Origin of the sequence: Microcystis aeruginosa NIES-843 (genome assembly GCF_000010625.1) — a bacterium.
GTDB classification, from domain to species: domain Bacteria; phylum Cyanobacteriota; class Cyanobacteriia; order Cyanobacteriales; family Microcystaceae; genus Microcystis; species Microcystis aeruginosa.
In genome coordinates this window covers 3,251,079-3,269,207 of record NC_010296.1, presented here as the reverse complement: position 1 = coordinate 3,269,207, position 18,129 = coordinate 3,251,079, and the positions used below count along the sequence as shown (strand labels likewise).

Here is an 18,129-nt window from a genome sequence, read left to right as displayed (position 1 = left end):
TGGTTGCCTCCTCCTTCCAATTTTGTAGTAGAATTAATCCTGTACATTATTAATCAAGTTTTTCTTTGTAAGTGTATATGGAATTAACTGATTCCCTCAAGAAATTGCTCAGTGAAACTGCACTTCAATTAAAAGGTGCAGCTAAAAGAAGATTCATGGCCCAAACAGTCTTAGAATTAGGCTATGGGGGACAAACCCTTGCTGCACAGGAGTTAGGCTGGAATCGAACTACTATTCGTAAAGGAATTAAAGAACTAAAAAGAGGTATTATTTGTGTTGATAATCATTCAGCTAAGGGGCGGAAAAAAGCAGAAGAACATTTACCTTTTCTATTGGAAAACATCAAAAGTTTAGTGGATTCTCAAAGCCAAACTGACCCAAGTTTTAAAAGCCAAAGGCTTTATGTGAGACTGAGTGCGGCCGAAGTCCGAAAGCAATTAATCTCTAAATATGGGTACAGTGATGAGGATTTACCGAGCGAGGAAACTATTCGGGTTAAATTAAATAACTTAGGTTATCGTCTGAAAAGAGTCGCTAAAGTTTTACCTCAAAAAAAATTCCAGAAACCGAGGCAATCTTTGAGGAATTAGCTAACATTAATCGGGAAGCGGATGAAGACCCTACGATGTTACGTCTTAGTTTGGATGCCAAAGCCCGTGTTAATATTGGACTATTTGATCGAGGAGGTAAGAATAGAATAACTGTCGAAACAAACGATCATGATTTTAATCCGAAAACAACCCTAACCCCTTACGGAATATTTATTCCAGAATTTGATGAGTTGTTTTTGTATTTCACTGCCTCCACAGTCACCAGTGACTTTATTGTTGATATATTAGAAGATTTCTGGGAGTCGGAAAAATCTCGTTTTGAGAAAATTAAAACTTTGATAATTAATCAAGATAATGGACCAGAAAATAATTCGAGACGAACTCAGTTCATGAAACGTATAGTTGAGTTTTCCCAAAAATATCAAGTTAATATACGTTTAGCTTACTATCCCCCTTACCATAGTAAATATAATCCTATTGAACGAACCTGGGCTGTGTTAGAAAACCCTTGGAATGGGAGTATTTTAGATGAAATCGAAACGGCTTTGAAATTCGCCCAAACTATGACTTGGAAAGGAAAACACCCGATTGTTAAGTTGATTACTGAAACTTATGAAAAAGGAGTAAAGCTTACTAAAAAAGCCATGGAAAAAATCGAAGAAAAAATCGAACGTCTCACAGAATCAACGAATCAAGACTTTCCCGATTTGGGACAATGGTTTATTGATATCTATTATGATAAGACCTAGTTTGTAGTTAACTAAGATGGTTAGCTAAAAACTGTCTTTGATTCTTTAACTTGTCCTTGTTATACTCGAAAAAGCTCGGAAGTATAAGAGTTTGTGCTGCCTATTTTTTCGGAAAAATAGGTTGTAATGGGAGACTCTTTGTTTTCCTAGACAAAAATAATTACTTTTTCAAAAAAACACTTTTCTATTTTTTTGTTGGGTATTTTATTCTCTGGAAGTCCCTAACCGTAACTTTCTATCCCTAGATAAAATTTTACAACCATAATCAGCGATTACTAAAAATTATATCATTGAAAACCCCTATCGGTCATTAAAGAGATAGGGGCTAATTATTTTAGATACTTTCCGTTTGTTCTGACTTCCTTTTATAATTATCTTTAGTCAGATAGCGGATACGAGATTTCAGAAATTCAGCCAATCCATAAATTTCATCAAGACTGTCTATATTTGTGTTTGCTTCTTTACCAGTTTCGACGTTATCGGGAATACTGATTGATTTCTTGCCAGTTTTTTTGAACCACAGACGACAGACTGTTTTGGTTACTTTTCCATCTAAGTTGATACCAAAATAACTTCTAGTGTCTTTGTATTGAATCCGTGCGGTATTGATTTCTTCCCGTAGAATTGATTTAATAATGTAAAATACTTCCAGTTTTTCGGGATTAATTCCATGTTCCTCTGGTTCTTCTGGTGGAGGATCTTCTCCTGCTGGTGTATCAGGAGGATTTTGTCCAGTTTTTTTGATGATATCATTGATATACTCTTTGAGAGAATGCTTAATAATTTCTGTGAATTTTTCAACAACCAATGCAGTTCTCACTCCAGAATACACATGACTAACAAAAAACTTAACAAATTCGGGGGAAGGATCATTTAATTGCTGGGCAATCACTTTTTTAACTTCTTTTGTGTACAATAAATTGCGAGCAACCTCTTCTAGTTCGTCAGAATTAAAGCTAGATTTAGAAAAACGTTTTAATTCGTTAACAGAAGAGTCGTCAAAGTCGAGAATGTTAAACTCAAAAAATGGCTTATTGTCCATGATATTATCCTTGACGATATCCGTATAAAACCGATAGATAATTCCATTAGTTAAAACTCCAAAGTTAGCTCCAGTTGCATTAAAATATCGATGCAGTTGGGAACTATGTTTAGGATGCTCAAGATTTTGATGACAGCTTTTACATTCCATCAAAATAATCGGTTGATTGTCCAAACAAATAGCATAATCTACTTTTTCCCCTTTTAATCCAGTTAAATCGGCACTATATTCGGGATGAACTTCCATGGGATTGAACACATCGTAACCCCATGCTTGCAAAAAAGGCATAATAAAAGCTGTTTTGGTTGCCTGTTCGTTTTGGATTTGAGAACGAGAGGTTTCAACTTTTTGGGCAATTTCTTTGAGTTTATCGATTTCCATGATAGCCTCATTATCTAGGATGTGTGGATCATGTTCTCAGCCTAACCATAATTTAACCTTTTTTTTACCTAAGGGTCAAGCATTTTTGACTGTCATCATCATTAATTCAAAAATATTTACACTAATCAACCGTATCTTTTATGCTATCATTCCTAGGTACGGGTTATTTTTAATCATGTCGCCATTTGATCAAAGACAATGCTTGCTTTAGAACAGCTTTATGAACGGGAGTACGATCGCTGGTTAAGCGAGACGATCGAGTTATTAAAAAATCGTCAGTTTGATCGGGTAGATTACGAACATTTAATCGAGGAGTTGGCAGCTTGGGGACGAAGCGAAAAAACTACTGTTAAAAGTTTAATTTTATCGATAATAATCCATCTCCTAATCTATCAATTTTGGACAACAGAAAGAGAAATAAATAGTAATCATTGGGCGGCAGAGATTATCACTTTTCGAGTACAATTAGAAGATAAGCTCACCACCGATTTAAGCAAATTTCTAGAACTAGAGTTAGACAATATCTATGAAAATGCCCGCTTAATTGCCGAAAAAAAGACAGGATTAAAAAATTTACCGATAATTTGCCCCTACTCTCTGACACAAATTCTTGAGAAACAGTGGTTTCCCGATACAGACAATCAATAAACTCTCAAAAATATGGAATCTCACAACAGTGAACCGATTATAATTGCCGAAGCGGTGGAAAAATGGTACGATAACCGCTTTCATGCTTTGCGGGGAGTCAATCTCACCGTTAATAAACAGGAAGTTGTCGTGATTATGGGGCCGTCCGGTTCGGGAAAATCCACCTTTATCCGCACTTTTAACGGGTTAGAATCCTATCAAAAAGGCCGCATTATTATTGACGGAATAACTGTGTCCCACAACCTGAAAAATATCGAGGCAATCCGTCAGGAAGTTGGCATGGTTTTTCAACAATTTAACCTCTTTCCCCATCTGACAGTATTAGATAATGTCACCCTTGGTCCGATGTGGGTGCGCGGTTGGAAAAAAGCGCAAGCGGAGGAAATAGCGAGAAAACTCCTCGAAAAAGTTGGTATTCTCGAACAAGCACTTAAATATCCCCCTCAGTTATCGGGAGGACAACAGCAGCGGGTGGCAATCGTTCGCGCTTTAGCTATGCAGCCGAAGGTGATGTTATTCGATGAACCCACCTCAGCTTTAGACCCAGAAATGGTGCGAGAAGTCTTGGAAACGATGCAAAGTTTAGCCAAATCGGGGATGACCATGGTTTGTGTCACCCACGAGGTAGGATTCGCGCGAGAAGTGGCCGATCGAGTGGTATTTATGGATCAGGGTTTAATTTTGGAAATTGCCCCCCCAGCAGAATTTTTTAATCATCCCCAATCCGATCGAACTCAGCAATTTTTAGCAAAAATTCTTTGATTTTCCATGACTTGATCATTAAACCATCTCTTTTTCTTCTTCTACCTCCACTAAAAGGGGAACGAGATTTTCATTTAAACGACCGGCTCGAATTAATTCTGCGTAGGTATTAGCTTCGATATCAAGTAAAGTATCTTGAAATTGTTCGGCCACCACATCTTTTAATTGTGGATGTTCCTGTAGTAATTTTTGCAACTGATCCCGCAAGGACTTTAATTGTCCTTCCACCAGAGTTTTTTTGTCGCGATAAAATTCGGGATCGATATCGGGAAAACGTTCTGGTTGTTGCAGATAATTAGACACCCTAGTTAAGGCAATCTGACGAGCAATTAAGGCCGAATATTCGCTCCGAATCGGTTGATCACCGATAAGATTGAGGGCATTTAACAGCCATTGTATAGATAATCCTTGCACCAATAAAGTAAATAAAACCACCCCAAAAACCACGTCAATAATTTCTTGACGGTAGGGGATAGACGTGGGAACACTTAACGCTAGGGCGATCGAAACCGAACCGCGCAATCCTCCCCACCATAACACCGTTCTTTCCTTGAAACTGATCCTATTACCCGTAATTAGGTTACTAATTCCCCCTAGTCCAAAAATTGAGAACAGACGGGAAACCACCATAGCGGCGATCGCTATTAAAATCCCGGTTAAGTGACTGCCGAGACTCTCAAAACGAGTTTGATCACCGATCAGTAAAAAGATGATGGAATTGACAAAAAAGGCGATAAATTCCCAAAATTCGCTAACTACTAGGCGCGTGCGGGGACTCATACCAATGCGCGAACCGAGATTACCGAGAATAATCCCGACAATTACCACCCCAATCACACCGGATCCGCCTAATTTTTCCGTGACGAGATAGGTTCCATAGGCAGAAACTAGGGTGAGAGACTGTTCCACAAAAGGCAGATCGAAGCGTTGGGTAAGGTAGGAAATGCCGAAACCGATCACGCAACCCACACCGATGCCAATCCCCACAAAGGTGCAGAAACGAGCGATCGTCACGGGGACGGAAAAGGTATCGACTCCCAAGGGAATCCCCACCAAGAGGACGAAAGCGACCACAGCGACCCCATCATTAAAGAGACTTTCCCCTTCCATCAGGATCGTCAGTTTTTTACTGGCCCCCAATTCTTTAAATAGGGCAATTACAGAGACGGGATCGGTGGCAGCTAGGGCAGCACCCAAGAGAAAAGCGATCGATAGGGGTAAATTGGCAAAAATATGTAGGGGATAGGCGACTCCCAAAACGGAGATAATCACCCCGATAACGGCAAAAAGGACGATAGTAACCCAATATTCCTTTAATTTAGCCCAAGGAATATTCCAAGCGGCTTCAAAAAGGAGGGGAGGCAGAAAAATTTCCAGAATTAATTCCGGGGAAAGATTAACTAGACGCAAATCTAAAAAAGCTAAACCCATACCGACAATAACTAACAGCAGGGTGTAGGGAATTTTGCGGAGGAAGGCAACGGTTCTCGATAAAGTGGCGACACTCAAGGAAATGGTCAAAACTAGCAGGAATTGCTCTAAATTATGAGCGATCGCCTCGTTAGCAGTAGATTCTAGACTCATTATTTTCAGTTATCAGAGATGGGGTGTGGGGTGTGGGGTGTGGGGTGTGGGGTGTGGGGTGTGGGGTGTGGGGTGTGGGGTGTGGGGTGTGGGGTGTGGGGTGTGGGGTGTGGGGTGTGGGGTGTGGGGTGTGGGGTGTGGGGTGTGGGGTGTGGGGTGTGGGGTGTGGGGTGTGGGGTGTGGGGTGTGGGGTGTGGGGTGTGGGGAAGTGGGGTGTGGGGTGTAGGGTGTAGGGTGTGGGGTGTGGTGCGATTCGTTGGCTAGAAACTAGACAGTAAGACGTTTAGAGGATTAGCCGCTTGGTAAATGTAGTACCTTGATAACTTTATAACCCTACAGGTGCGGGTTAGTAATAACCTTAGTCCTGTCCTCTAGATGCCTAGAGTGACGGCATTTCCTGCTGCTTTAGACTTGGTACATCTGAGGTAGTGAGCGAGGAAAAAAAAGCGGTATCTGATAGCCTAAATCAGAAACCCGTTGAGCCAGAACCTATGGATAGCCCTGGGGCGAAGATACGAATTAACCATCGTCAACACCCACGAGCCAAAAGGCTGACAGGCTCGAAACAAAAGTTAACAGAGTTGGGGCTGATAGCTCATACCACTATCAGTAAGGCATTCCCGTTACTCTGTTGTGGACAGTATCATCCTAAGGGTTCAACCAATGGTTATAGGGAACGAAGTAACCCTGATTGACTCTGCCCGTTCGGGGCAGTAGGAAACCATCCGCAAGTCAATAGAGGGAGAGGATGTCCTTAAAAGCCAAGGCTTTGAGTAATATCAAAGATATGCTGACAAAGGACGGGTAACTAGGAAGTCTAAGCAACAATCAACGGTCATATACGCCCTAAAACCAACAATCTTGTCTGGTGGGGATACAGCCAAGAGGGTTGAATAGACAAGGAAATAATAATTCCCATTATTATTCTACTAATGACAGTAGCCTAGTTACTCAGGAGCCGGATACGGCGAAAGTCGTAAGTCCGGTTTTGAAGCAGGGGGTGGGAAGGCGACTTCCTGCTCTACTGTAACGGGTGTGGGGTGTGGGGTGTGGGGTGTGGGGTGTGGGGTGTGGGGTGTGGGGTGTGGGGTGTGGGGTGTGGGGAAGTGGGGTGTGGGGTGTAGGGTGTAGGGTGTAGGGTGTGGGGTGTAGGAAGAATAAATAAAAATAATCTCGGTTCTTCGTTACTTGGTATGGTTCGATCAGGGGGCATAAATAGGCTAAATCCTTATCTGGCAAGAGACTTAATTGATTAGCTCGTTCTAGATTGAAAACAATTGGCAAAAATCGAAGCAATGTCTTTCTATATAAGGGTTTCATCCCTTATAACTCCCGTCCATTGCATAACACAAACCGAAGAACCATAATCTCCTGACTACTGACTACTGACTACTGACTACTGACTCCTGACTACTGACTCCTGACTCCTGACGACCGGCTCCTGTCTCCTGACTCCTAACACCCTAGTCATTCGGGGACTGAGGAGAGATTTTCAAAGAGGAAATGGCCCCTTCTTCTATGGGGGTTTCTGATGTATTCCTTTCCCCATCGAGAGAAGGGGTTTTTTTGCCGCCAGAACCGCCACTTTTCGGGGGTTTCGAGGAGAGGAATCGGGCCTCGAACTGTTTGATCAGCACATACAACACCGGGACGAGAAATAAACTCAACACCGTGGAAATCAGATAACCGCCTAGGATTGCAGTTCCCAGAGACCAACGACTCATCGCTCCGGCGCCGGAAGCGATAACCAAGGGCAAGAAACCGACTAAACCGGAAATAGCCGTCATCAGAATCGGTCTTAAGCGTTCCGTCGAGGCCCGGGCTGCCGCATCGGGAATACTTAAACCCAAAGTACGGGACTGGTTAGCGAATTCCACGATCAAGATGGCATTTTTAGCCGCTAAACCGATCAACATGACCAAAGCCACCTGAGCATAGATATTATTATTCACCGCCGGGAACAGACTACCCACTTGTAGGAAATTCGCCCGCAACAGTAAGGCCCCCATGGCACCTAGGATCGCTAGGGGAACGGTAATCATGATGATAATCGGGTCAATGTAGCTTTCGTACTGGGCCGCGAGGACGAGGAAAACCACGATAAAGGCTAATCCGAAGATAACTGGGGCAGCCCCGGCGGAAGTTTTTTCTTGGAAAGCTGTACCCGTCCAAGCGTAACCGAAACCGGGCTGCAGGACTTTCCGACAAACATCTTCCATCACTGCGATCGCCTGTCCCGTACTAAAACCGGGGGCGGGACTACCCTGAACGTTAATCGAGGGATAGAGGTTAAAGTTAGTGATAATCGGTGGATAGGTGAAGCGTTTGACGCTAACCAAACCCGATAGGGGAATATTGGCCCCGGTACGGGAACGGACGTAAAGACGGTTAATATCTTCAGGATTAGAGCGATAATCCGCTTCTGCTTGGGCAAAGACTCGATACAAGCGATCGCCTAAGACGAATTGATTGACGAAGTTGGAACCGAGATAGGTTTGCAGGGTACCGAAAACGGCCTGCATATCGACGTTTTGCGCCTGTAGCTGGTTGCGATTGATGGAAAGTTCCAGCATCGGCGTGTCGGTGGTAAATTGGGTGAAAATTCCCGATAATTCCGGTCTTGTTCGGGCCTCGGCCATGACTTTATTAGCGTTGGCAATCAAAGCGTCCATGGGGAAAGAAGCGCGGTTTTGGATAAATAACTCGAAACCGCCGGTAGAACTTAATCCATCCACGGGGGGCGCATTAACGGCGAAAGCGCGAGCATCTGGGACTTTAGTGGCTAATTGTTGGTTAATTTTCCGCAGAACCCCGAAAACCGACTTATCTTCCCCGGGCCGTTCCGACCATTCTTTTAACTTGACAAAAAATAGCCCTTGGTTGCTGCCACTTCCGGCAAAACTAAAGCCCGCCATACCGACAAAGTGTTCGATTTCTTCGATACCGTCGAGAATTTCTTCGTTAATCTGACGGATAACCTGGTCGGTGTAGCGCAGGGAAACCCCGGGGGGTGCTTGCACCAAAACGAAGGCATAACCTTGGTCTTCTTCGGGGATAAAACCCTGGGGAGTGGTGCTATAACTCCAAGCTGTGAGAAAGAGGGCGGCGATAAAGAAGGGTAACACTAAAAAACGGATGCGGATCAGAAATTCGATCGAGCGTCGATAGCCTTCTTTAACTGCGTTGAAACCCCGATTAAAGCCCTCGAAAAACAGTCCCAAGGGGCCGCGGGTGCGTTGGGGCGCTTTCATGATAATCGCCGACATGGTGGGGGAAAAACTGAGGGCGTTAAAGGTGGAGATGATAATTGAAGCGGAGATGATGACGGCAAATTGTCGATAAACGATCCCCACCGTACCGGGGAAGAAGGTGACGGGAATAAAAACTGCCAGCAGTACAAGAGAACTAGCAATCACCGCCGAGGTTAACTCGCCCATGGCATCGAGGGCAGCTTGAAATGGCCGCATTCCCTGCCGTAATTTTTCCGATACCGCTTCTACGATCACGATGCCGTCGTCCACCACTAAACCGGTGGCCAGAATGACGGCAAACAAGGAGAGGTTATTGAGAGAATAGCCTAAAGCCAGGGCGACGGCCATGGTTCCGATCAAAGATACGGGAATAGCGATCGCCGGAATGATCGTGGTGCGCCAATCCTGAAGGAAGATAAAAATGACGAGAATAACCAGTAAAATCGCCTCAACCAGAGTGCTAAAGGCTTCTTCCAGGGAAGCGGCGACAAAAGCCGTATTATCGAGGGTAATGGCGATATTTAACCCCGGGGGGAAACTTGGTTCTAGTTCCGCCATTTTTTCTTTTACCAGTTTGGCAGTATTCCAAGCGTTGGAACCGGGTAACTGATAGACGATATAGACAACGGCGGGGGATTTGTCGAAATAGGCGGCGGTACTGTAGCTTTCGGCTCCGATTTCTGCGCGTCCTACGTCTTTAATTCGGATTAAATCGCCATTTTCCCCGACTTTGACGACAATATTTTCCGCTTCCTCCCCGGTGGCCACCCTACCAACGGCGCGAATGGCGATCTGGAATTGCTGCTCTTCGGGACTGGGATCACCGCCAATTGTCCCCGCACCCACCTGAATATTCTGTTCTCGGATCGCCTGTACTACTTGTTCCGCCGATACGCCCCTAGCGGCTAAAGCATCGGGATTAAGCCAAAAACGTAGGGCGTATTCCCTCTCCCCGATGATTGTTGTACTACCAACCCCCTCGATCCGGCGAATCTCGGCATCGATGACCCGATCGACAAAGTTACTTAAAAAGACCGTATCGTAGGGATAATTGCCCTTTTCGTCCGGTTTGGCGGAAATCCCGTAGGCAAGGGTAACGCTGGGGGATTGGGTATTGGTTGTCACCCCCTGCCGGTTCACTTCTTCAGGTAAACTAGCGGCCGCAGTACTGACACGGTTTTGTACCAAGACTTGGGCAATGTTACGATCCATTTCCACCGGGAAAAAGACATTCACCGTACTTTGTCCGGTGTTGGTACTCTGGGACTGCATATAAACAATCTGTTCTGTCCCGTTAATCTGGCGATCGAGTACCGTGGTAACGTTATCCTGTACGGTTTTGGCATCGGTTCCCAAATAGTTGGCATTTACCGCTACCTGAATAAATGCCAACTGGGGCAGTTTTTCTAGGGGTAAAAAGGGAACAGCGATCGCTCCGATCAAAACGATTAAAATCGAGCAAACCGTGGTCAGAACGGGTCTTTTAATGAAGGTATCGGCAATACTAAGGATCATAGGGCGTTACTGGTTCATTTTTTCTAGGATAGTTGCGGCGGTGGGAGATTTACGAGTCAGATAATTAAATATTAATAGTTTAAAGATGGTATCTAGGATAACGGGAACCGTGGCCACAAACAAGCTAATAAATGTAATATTCTCGCGCCAACCAAAGTGCCGGAACAAAGTTTCTAAGATTACCGTCCAACCCTCCGCCGAGTGAAACCCAACAAATATATCGGTAAAGAGAATAAAGATAAAGGCTTTGGTTATATCATTTAAGCTGAGAAAATAACGACTAACATAAGCTCGCGTAATTGCCAATTGTTGACGACCAAAAATTAAGATCGCAATAAAGGCTATTAATCCAGTGATATCGGAGAGTAAGTTTTTCCAACCATCTTGACTTTCATAACCCGCTTCTCTGAATAATTCCTCGACCTGTTCCCGAAAATTTTCTTCTGATTCATGCCCTGCTTTTACTACTCCTAAAACCTGCTTGATTTCTTCAATTTCTTGAAGTCGAGCAAATTCCCTGAGATATTTTTCGCCAATTTCCTGAGAAATATAAACTTCTGATATTTTCGCTCTATCCACACCAAAATAGTTTAAAACAGGGCTAAAAATAAAGTTCCTACTAATAACCTGCACCAAGAGAGGAACTAAAATAATAATCAGGATAAAACGAATAGCAATACGTTGCTGTTGTCGCAGGGTACGGAGTTGTTTAATAACGGTTTGTTCGTATTCTGGGGTTAATTCTTGCTGGAAGTTAAAAAATTTATTACTGGTTGCAGGAGAAATTATCTGGTTATCTTTATCCCTGGGGTTATCACCAGTGAGATTGGTATTAGGCAGATTTGGGGTTTGATTATTCGGTAATGGGGGCAGCAATTCCCCTAAATCTAGGCGATATTTACCGATAATATCCTCGATCGCCTTTAAAGTCTCTAAGATGTTATTATTTTCTGGGTTAGTTTGCGGATTGATAAAATTACCCAGACGCACTTGAGTTAAATCGAAACGTATCTGTAATAATTCTCGCTCTAGGGTACTTTGAAAGTAATCATAAACACTTTTTCCTCCCAGGGCAGCCGGGGAAATTTTTTGTCCCCCAAAATGTTTATCTTCGATCGCTTTAATTTTCAGTGCTCTCTGATAAGCTGATTCTAAGGCCACTAAAGAGCGTTTTTCTACCCATTTATTAATTCGATTCCAAGGCACGGCTATAATCCTCGCTTTTCTTTCATCACAATCACCACGGTAAGCTATCAGCGTTGGCTAGCTCTCAACTTTAGAGAAATATCCATAATATTACATTTTGGGCCGATTGGCTGCACCCCCACCATTGGTGAAATACAGTGTTTCTCATCAAGATAAAGTGTAACCTAATTTGTTATCGACGACCAATGACTGACTCCCTAAAACAAAAACTTTCTAGCTCTCCCTTAAGATAACTGCTCTAATTAAACTTAGCAATAAATTTTAGAGATTGAATGTTCCTCGACAAATAAACTATAGTTACTTTGAAAGATTTCAGGAGTAAATTTATTAGCCTGTTGCCGACAATTTTCTGGAGCAATTTTATCACCGTGATCAACAAAATATTTAACCGCTTCTACCAAAGATTGGGGATTTTGTTCCCCAAAAAGTAATCCTGTTCCCTGGAGAGAATTTTCCCGCAGATCCCGCACGGTTTCTAAAGCACCTCCAGCGGCAAATGCAATCACGGGAGTGCCACAAGCTTGCGCTTCCACTAAAGCAATACCAAAATCCTCACAAGCAGCATAAATAAACGCTTTTGCTTTCGACATATATTCTGCTACCATTTGATCGGACACTGCCCCTAAAATCTGAATATTATCCCTTGCTAACTGACGAATTAAAGCCATCTGTGGACCATCTCCAATAACTATTAAAGGTAATCCCAATCGATTAAATGCTTCCACAATTAAAGGGACTTTTTTATAACTAACCAAACGAGAAACTACTAAATAAAAATCTTCTTTTTTCTCTTGGTAGGGAAAACGCTCGATTTGTACGGGAGGATAAATAACTTTTGCCTCCCGTCGATAACAGCGCCAAATTCGTCTAGCGGTGTGGTGGGAATTAGCCAGAAAATAGTCCACACGATTAGCAGAAATCACATCCCACTGACGCAACCCATGCAAAAGATAACGGGTGAAAATACCGGGTAATCCCTGTCCTAACTTACTATTAGCCAGATAGTCAAAAGTTAAATCCCAAGCATAACGCATCGGAGTGTGACAATAACAAATGTGAACCTGATCCGGTCGTATTAAAACCCCTTTAGCCACACAATGGGAGGAGGATAAAATTACATCATAATCCTCTAAATTTAACTGCTCGATCGCTAGGGGAAGAAAAGGTAAGTATTTTTGTACGCCATTGCTCGCTTTCGGGAAATTTTGCAGAAAAGTTGTCCCGATCGAGCGACCATAGAGATAACTATCGGGATTAGTGGACTCAAAATCGATCAAAGCGTATAAATCCGCCTCTAGACATTGTAAAATCTCCTTAACCACTAATTCCGATCCCCCCGTCGCCTTTGGGGTTAACCACTCGTGAACCAGAGCGTACTTCATAGGATAATCAATAATCTCAGCCGTAATTATAGCAGTAAGGGATCAATAGTTCACTTTCTGGTTTTCTCTTCCCCAAAATTACCGATACCTATCCGATCAAGGTAAAAAACACCAGAAAGAAATTATTAAAATTTTCCAGAAAAATTGCAAAGTTTAGTAAAAATTACTAGCAAGATCAGATGATCGACTCCATAATGGGGATCAAGGAAAAAATAGACTTAAACCGATTGGGATCAAGAAAAACTAGCTTGATATACAGAAGATAACTAATTAATGAGGTTTGCTATGATCACCCTGCAACAAGTGCGCTGTCCTAATTGTGGAAATTTTGCCGAAAGACAGCATATTTTAGAACACCATCTCGTTAGCACCGCCTGTTCTCACTGTGATTATCTGTTAATTAGCTGCAGTCTGACGGGAAATGTACTAGAGTGCTATGCACCCGGTATTGGTTTAAGAAGTTAACGCCGCTCCCTAGCCAGATCGCAAATGTCTTGTCAAAATAGAGTGGAGAAGACAAAATCAAGGAGCTAAGTAGCTATGGGGGGTAATTTCTTCAAGGGAGCGATCGCCTTGGGGGTGGTAGCGGGGATTATGGGATTTACCAATCCACCCCAAGAACTTTACAGCGAATACGCCTCGGAAAAACTCCTCGCTCATGCCGACAAAATCGCTTGCGAGAAAATCAGTCTCTGTGGCTCGATCGATTCTTTGCCAGTGGCAGCCAGAAATGTGATCAAAAATCAAATCTTAAAACCAGCGATCGAAACCTCTAGTCAACGGCAAAATTTAGGTGTGTTCAGTATTTACACCACAGAGGTACCGGGGGTAGCTAAAATTAGAACTCTTGGCGCTTTTGGGCATTTCTTGACTTTCTCGGAGACTTAGATGAGATTACTGCCAGCTTAACCGCTACCAGCTTAATAATGAGTTAAGATGATCGTGTTAACCCGCGATTTGAGCGATAGACTCCTCAAGAACACCGATTAATGCTGCCTAACCGTGTTTAATTTTCTGCCCATTCTCCGAGAAGCGATCGCCCGTTGGTGGTCTGAATTCACCCTCCAAACTAAATTAATGGCTGCGGCTACTTTAGCCGTTTCTTTGTTGATGAGTGGTTTAACCTTTTGGGCGGTTAACACGATCCAGCAGGATGTCCGTCTCAATGATACCCGTTTTGGCCGGGATTTAGGGCTGTTATTAGCCGCTAATGTCTCCCCTCTGATTGCTGAGGACAATTTAACCGATTTAGCCCGTTTTTCAGCCCGTTTTTATAGTAGTACCTCCAGTGTGCGTTATTTGATCTACGCTAACGAGGAGGGTCAAATATTTTTCGGCATTCCCTATTCTACCGCCGAAGTTAAGAACTCCCTGACGATTGAGCGTCGCATTCAATTACCGGAAAATTATGGCGAAAATGGGGAAACTCCCCTCATCCGTCAGCATAAAACCCCCGACGGTGAAGTAACCGATGTCTTTGTTCCCTTAAATCATGAGGGCAAATATTTGGGAGTATTAGCGATCGGGATCAATCCTAACGCTATTGTGGTCGCTTCTTCTAATCTAACCCGTGATGTGACTATTGCCGTTTTTGTCTCGATTTGGGCCATGGTGATTCTGGGGGCGGTTTTTAATGCTTTAACTATCACCAAACCGATCAAGGAGTTATTAGTCGGGGTCAAAAATATTGCAGCAGGAAATTTTAAGCAGCGCGTTGATTTACCCCTGGGAGGAGAGTTAGGGGAATTAATTCTCAGTTTTAATGAAATGGCGGAAAAGTTAGAACGATACGAAGAACAAAATATCGAAGAAATGACCGCCGAAAAAGCCAAATTAGATACGTTAATGTCCACTATTGCTGATGGAGCAATTCTCTTAGATACTAATTTTCAATTATTATTAATTAATCCCGCAGCTCGGGAAATATTTGGCTGGGAAGATCGGGAAATTATCGGTCAAAATGTTCTACATCTTTTTCCTTCGGAGTTAACGGTTAGACTAACTAAACCTCTCTATCAAATTGCGGCAGGAGAAACCCTCCAGCCAGAAGAATCGGCTAATCAAAATCATCATCCTAAAAATGCTGTTATTGATCAGGAAAATAATAACTATTCCCCAGCAGAATTTAGATTATCTTTAACTAACCCGAAAACCCGGACAATTCGCCTTTTGTTAACTCAGGTATTCGATCAGCATCGGGAGAATGTCCGGGGAATTGCCATGACGCTACAGGATATCACTAGAGAAACAGAATTAAATGAGGCAAAAAGTCAATTTATCAGCAATGTTTCCCATGAGTTAAGAACCCCTTTGTTTAACATCAAATCTTTTATTGAAACCCTGACAGAATTTGGTGAGGATCTCAGCGATACAGAAAAAAGAGAGTTTTTAGAAACCGCTAATCATGAAACCGATCGCTTAACTCGTTTGGTTAATGATGTTCTCGATCTTTCTCGGTTAGAATCCTCCCGTAACTATAACTTAGATGCGATCGATATCGGACAATTAATCGAACAAACCCTAAGAACTTATCAACTCAATGCTAGGGATAAAGGACTAGAATTAAGCTCGGAAATTGAAGCCAATTTACTACCAATTTTAGGTCATTATGATCTACTTTTACAGGTATTAACTAATCTAGTCGGTAACTCCCTAAAATTTACTCCTGCTGGCGGTAAAGTGGTGATTCGTGCCTATAAAATAAGCAGAGATAATCCCCAAGAAACTCCCAAAATTCGCGTGGAAGTATCCGATACTGGTATTGGCATCGATGCCGAGGATCAAAGTGCCATATTCGATCGCTTCTATCGGGTAGAAAATCGCGTTCATACCCTAGAAGGGACGGGATTAGGATTATCGATCGTTAAAAATATTATCGAAAAACACTATAGTCAAATTAATTTGATTAGTGAAGTGGGAATTGGCACAACTTTCTGGTTCGATCTAGATTTATATCAAGGCTTGATCGCCAGCAAAAAAATTAACGACGTGAGTTTATAAAAGCCAGGGCAATACTGCCCAAAATCATGGTTAATAATAGCAATAATCCCTTATTCCTGAGACACCAATTTTTCAACATCCTAGGGAGAGGGAGAGGAGGAATTTTTTCGGCTATTATTTGGCTATTTTTGTATAAAGTGCAACTGGTAGCGTAGGGACGTTGGGGAAAATTACAGCTATCATCGCCATGATAAAGACAAGTCTCACACAAAAACTCGCTGGTGACAGCTTGATGCAGGGTCATGCCGGGATGACCATAGGCCTTGAAAATATTCAAACAGTAGGGACATTGCAAGGCTTGACTATCGACCTTGTGCTGACAACGAGGACAGGTAATCATAATCGCTAAATTTTCCCTTTGAGGATTGTCATTGCTAAGGTAGATCCCCCCGCCTATCGGCACCCCCCTTATCAAGGGTAGATCCCCCCGCCTATCGGCACCCCCCTTATCAAGGGTAGATCCCCCCGCCTATCGGCACCCCCCTTATCAAGGGTAGATCCCCCCGCCTATCGGCACCCCCCTTATCAAGGGTAGATCCCCCCGCCTATCGGCACCCCCCTTATCAAGGGGGGCAGGGGGGATCGAACCCAAAATCTATCTTCAATTTAATTATAACCAGCTACTTAGCAAAATCCCCTGGCTTTTTCCGGTTATTTCACTAAATAGCTGCGCCATTGTGAGGCAACTTCTTCCAGTAAACGCCAAGTTTTCCCCTCGATCTGTCTTTGTAAATAAAGATCAAAATTGTTGTGTTGTTTGGTATCTTTTTGATGGGGCAATTGTAGAGTTAGATCGTAATCTCCCTGCAAGTGATAAACGGGTAAATTGCCCACATAAAGCGGTTCCAGACTGGTGACATTAATTTTAGCAATTTTTACCTGCGGATCATCGATCTGTAAAGATTGACTAAGGCGATCGGATGTGTGACGAAATTGTAATAAAAGGGCTTTGGCGACGATTTCTCCGTCAGGGGCAAATTCTTGCGGGGGAGTGACACTACCACAAGCGGTCAGGAAGACAAGGAAAATACTGGTTAAAAAACCGAGAAAACGGCGCATAGAATGATATTTTGAAAAAGAATGGCAGCGGGTTAAGAAGAATTAATTATGACTCAACCAAATGAGCGAGAGAATTTCAGCCAAGCAGAAACAGTGATCCGACTACAAGAGGCGATCGAGCAGTTAAATTCGATCGTTTCCCAACTTAACACGGGAACGGGGACAGTGTTACCCCCAAAAGTTGCTGTTGATAATCTTCTTAACTCAACGCAACAGTTAGCCGCTGCTTTAAAACCAGATGAATTCGCAGAAGTTGAGCAAAGTTTAACCCCAGATTCTCCAATCGAAGCAGCGGAGGGAATCGACGATATTTTACCTGATTTCGAGCAGGTGGAAGGGTGGTGGACGACGATTTTGAGCAAAATTCGCCGACTTTTACCGGGGGGAATTAGCGAAAAAATTCCCGATTGGTTAATTACCGGCTTGTTAACAGGAAGTTTAGTCACTATCCTATTAGTAGCTGTGGTCAGTTTACCGAAAAATCCTGCGGAAATTGCCGAAAATATGCCTGAAGTTGTCTCTAGTCCTTCCCCGGCAGCCGGGGAAATTATCGAAACTCCCCCAGAATTAATCGCACCAGAGGCACCGATTCCCGTCCCGATTACCAAAGCAAAACCGCGATTAACTCCCGAACAAAGTTTAGTCGCAGCCATTCAAGAGGAAATTACCGATTTAACTACTCGTTATCCCGCCGGTATTATTTCTACCGTAGAAGCGGATTTTTTGGCTAGTCGTCTAGTAGTTATTTTGGGCGATAATTGGTATAGTCTGGAGGCATCACAACAGGATAAATTGGCTAATTCGGTTTTTCAACGTTGCCAAAGTCTCGATTTTCGCCGCTTGGAAATGAGGGATAACGAGGGAAGTCTCCTCGCTAGAAGTCCCGTTATCGGCGATCGAGTGGTGATTGTCAATCGCACTCAACCCACCGCTGCCATCTCCTCTGGTGAGTAGTTTTCAGCGCGGAGGGAGGGAGTTTTCGACAAAGACAGCCTCAAG

15 protein-coding genes are annotated in these 18,129 nt (G+C 43.2%); 8 read left to right on the top strand and 7 right to left on the bottom strand.

The genetic code is table 11. The features are described 5' to 3' along the window. The first annotated feature begins 77 nt into the window (after nt 1–77). Nucleotides 78–1,300, top strand: a protein-coding gene (locus tag MAE_RS29930; RefSeq protein ID WP_125730310.1) for an ISAzo13-like element ISMae28 family transposase whose coding sequence is annotated in 2 segments (ribosomal slippage) — nt 78–558 and nt 558–1,300 — 1,224 coding nt in all. Because the reading frame shifts where the segments join, the coding sequence is not laid out codon by codon here. A gap of 334 nt (nt 1,301–1,634) precedes the next feature. On the opposite strand, the gene MAE_RS15665 is transcribed toward MAE_RS29930, so the two are convergent. Continuing rightward, on the bottom strand, nt 1,635–2,723 hold the full coding sequence (locus tag MAE_RS15665; RefSeq protein ID WP_012266451.1) for a type I restriction endonuclease: 1,089 nt from the start codon (nt 2,721–2,723) through the stop codon (nt 1,635–1,637). Nucleotides 2,724–2,921: 198 nt separating this feature from the next. On the opposite strand from MAE_RS15665, the gene MAE_RS15660 reads away from it, so the two are divergent. Next, nucleotides 2,922–3,371 (top strand): DUF29 domain-containing protein, encoded by a 450-nt coding sequence (locus MAE_RS15660; protein ID WP_012266450.1) that lies wholly within the window; start codon nt 2,922–2,924, stop codon nt 3,369–3,371. Nucleotides 3,372–3,383: 12 nt separating this feature from the next. After that, nucleotides 3,384–4,133: an amino acid ABC transporter ATP-binding protein gene (locus tag MAE_RS15655; RefSeq protein WP_002798269.1), complete on the top strand. Its 750-nt coding sequence runs from the start codon at nt 3,384–3,386 to the stop codon at nt 4,131–4,133. 18 nt (nt 4,134–4,151) lie between these two features. Here the strand turns inward: MAE_RS15655 and MAE_RS15650 are convergent, their stop codons facing one another. After that, the gene (locus MAE_RS15650) at nt 4,152–5,717 is read right to left on the bottom strand and encodes a cation:proton antiporter (protein ID WP_012266449.1); all 1,566 of its coding nucleotides are present in this window, start codon (nt 5,715–5,717) and stop codon (nt 4,152–4,154) included. Between the two features lie 30 nt (nt 5,718–5,747). On the opposite strand from MAE_RS15650, the gene MAE_RS32375 reads away from it, so the two are divergent. Next, nucleotides 5,748–5,981: a hypothetical protein gene (locus MAE_RS32375; RefSeq protein WP_162467773.1), complete on the top strand. Its 234-nt coding sequence runs from the start codon at nt 5,748–5,750 to the stop codon at nt 5,979–5,981. A 1,199-nt stretch (nt 5,982–7,180) separates the two neighbouring features. Here MAE_RS32375 and MAE_RS15640 read toward each other — a convergent pair. The 3 genes from MAE_RS15640 to MAE_RS15630 all read right to left on the bottom strand — a co-directional run bounded on the left by MAE_RS15640 (nt 7,181) and on the right by MAE_RS15630 (nt 13,071). Continuing rightward, the gene (locus tag MAE_RS15640; RefSeq protein ID WP_012266447.1) at nt 7,181–10,483 is read right to left on the bottom strand and encodes an efflux RND transporter permease subunit; all 3,303 of its coding nucleotides are present in this window, start codon (nt 10,481–10,483) and stop codon (nt 7,181–7,183) included. 6 nt (nt 10,484–10,489) lie between these two features. Then, nucleotides 10,490–11,689: a proton extrusion protein PcxA gene (locus MAE_RS15635; RefSeq protein ID WP_002762444.1), complete on the bottom strand. Its 1,200-nt coding sequence runs from the start codon at nt 11,687–11,689 to the stop codon at nt 10,490–10,492. Nucleotides 11,690–11,937: 248 nt separating this feature from the next. Continuing rightward, nucleotides 11,938–13,071 (bottom strand): glycosyltransferase, encoded by a 1,134-nt coding sequence (locus tag MAE_RS15630; protein WP_012266446.1) that lies wholly within the window; start codon nt 13,069–13,071, stop codon nt 11,938–11,940. A 285-nt stretch (nt 13,072–13,356) separates the two neighbouring features. On the opposite strand from MAE_RS15630, the gene MAE_RS15625 reads away from it, so the two are divergent. The 3 genes from MAE_RS15625 to nblS all read left to right on the top strand — a co-directional run bounded on the left by MAE_RS15625 (nt 13,357) and on the right by nblS (nt 16,071). Next, entirely contained in the window at nt 13,357–13,536 is a 180-nt protein-coding gene (locus tag MAE_RS15625) for a hypothetical protein (RefSeq protein WP_002798263.1), read from the top strand. A 75-nt stretch (nt 13,537–13,611) separates the two neighbouring features. Then, nucleotides 13,612–13,959 (top strand): DUF4359 domain-containing protein, encoded by a 348-nt coding sequence (locus MAE_RS15620; RefSeq protein ID WP_002798262.1) that lies wholly within the window; start codon nt 13,612–13,614, stop codon nt 13,957–13,959. A 114-nt stretch (nt 13,960–14,073) separates the two neighbouring features. Further along, nucleotides 14,074–16,071, top strand: a complete 1,998-nt coding sequence (gene nblS, locus MAE_RS15615) for a two-component system sensor histidine kinase NblS (RefSeq protein ID WP_012266445.1) — start codon at nt 14,074–14,076, stop codon at nt 16,069–16,071. On the opposite strand, the gene MAE_RS15610 is transcribed toward nblS, so the two are convergent. Next, on the bottom strand, nt 16,052–16,411 hold the full coding sequence (locus MAE_RS15610; RefSeq protein WP_012266444.1) for a hypothetical protein: 360 nt from the start codon (nt 16,409–16,411) through the stop codon (nt 16,052–16,054). The two genes, nblS and MAE_RS15610, sit on opposite strands and share 20 nt — an antisense overlap. Nucleotides 16,412–16,722: 311 nt before the next feature. Continuing rightward, nucleotides 16,723–17,130, bottom strand: coding sequence for a hypothetical protein (locus tag MAE_RS15605; protein WP_002798258.1), 408 nt, complete (start codon nt 17,128–17,130; stop codon nt 16,723–16,725). A 48-nt stretch (nt 17,131–17,178) separates the two neighbouring features. On the opposite strand from MAE_RS15605, the gene MAE_RS15600 reads away from it, so the two are divergent. Then, entirely contained in the window at nt 17,179–18,084 is a 906-nt protein-coding gene (locus MAE_RS15600; protein WP_002798257.1) for a hypothetical protein, read from the top strand. Nucleotides 18,085–18,129: the final 45 nt, after the last annotated feature.

Coding starts and splice junctions, on each gene's coding strand:
- MAE_RS15665 (WP_012266451.1), bottom strand. CDS start 2,723: ATGGAAATCGATAAACTCAAAGAAATTGCCCAAAAAGTTGAAACCTCT.
- MAE_RS15660 (WP_012266450.1), top strand. CDS start 2,922: ATGCTTGCTTTAGAACAGCTTTATGAACGGGAGTACGATCGCTGGTTA.
- MAE_RS15655 (WP_002798269.1), top strand. CDS start 3,384: ATGGAATCTCACAACAGTGAACCGATTATAATTGCCGAAGCGGTGGAA.
- MAE_RS15650 (WP_012266449.1), bottom strand. CDS start 5,717: ATGAGTCTAGAATCTACTGCTAACGAGGCGATCGCTCATAATTTAGAG.
- MAE_RS15640 (WP_012266447.1), bottom strand. CDS start 10,483: ATGATCCTTAGTATTGCCGATACCTTCATTAAAAGACCCGTTCTGACC.
- MAE_RS15630 (WP_012266446.1), bottom strand. CDS start 13,071: ATGAAGTACGCTCTGGTTCACGAGTGGTTAACCCCAAAGGCGACGGGG.
- MAE_RS15625 (WP_002798263.1), top strand. CDS start 13,357: ATGATCACCCTGCAACAAGTGCGCTGTCCTAATTGTGGAAATTTTGCC.
- MAE_RS15620 (WP_002798262.1), top strand. CDS start 13,612: ATGGGGGGTAATTTCTTCAAGGGAGCGATCGCCTTGGGGGTGGTAGCG.
- MAE_RS15610 (WP_012266444.1), bottom strand. CDS start 16,411: ATGATTACCTGTCCTCGTTGTCAGCACAAGGTCGATAGTCAAGCCTTG.
- MAE_RS15605 (WP_002798258.1), bottom strand. CDS start 17,130: ATGCGCCGTTTTCTCGGTTTTTTAACCAGTATTTTCCTTGTCTTCCTG.
- MAE_RS15600 (WP_002798257.1), top strand. CDS start 17,179: ATGACTCAACCAAATGAGCGAGAGAATTTCAGCCAAGCAGAAACAGTG.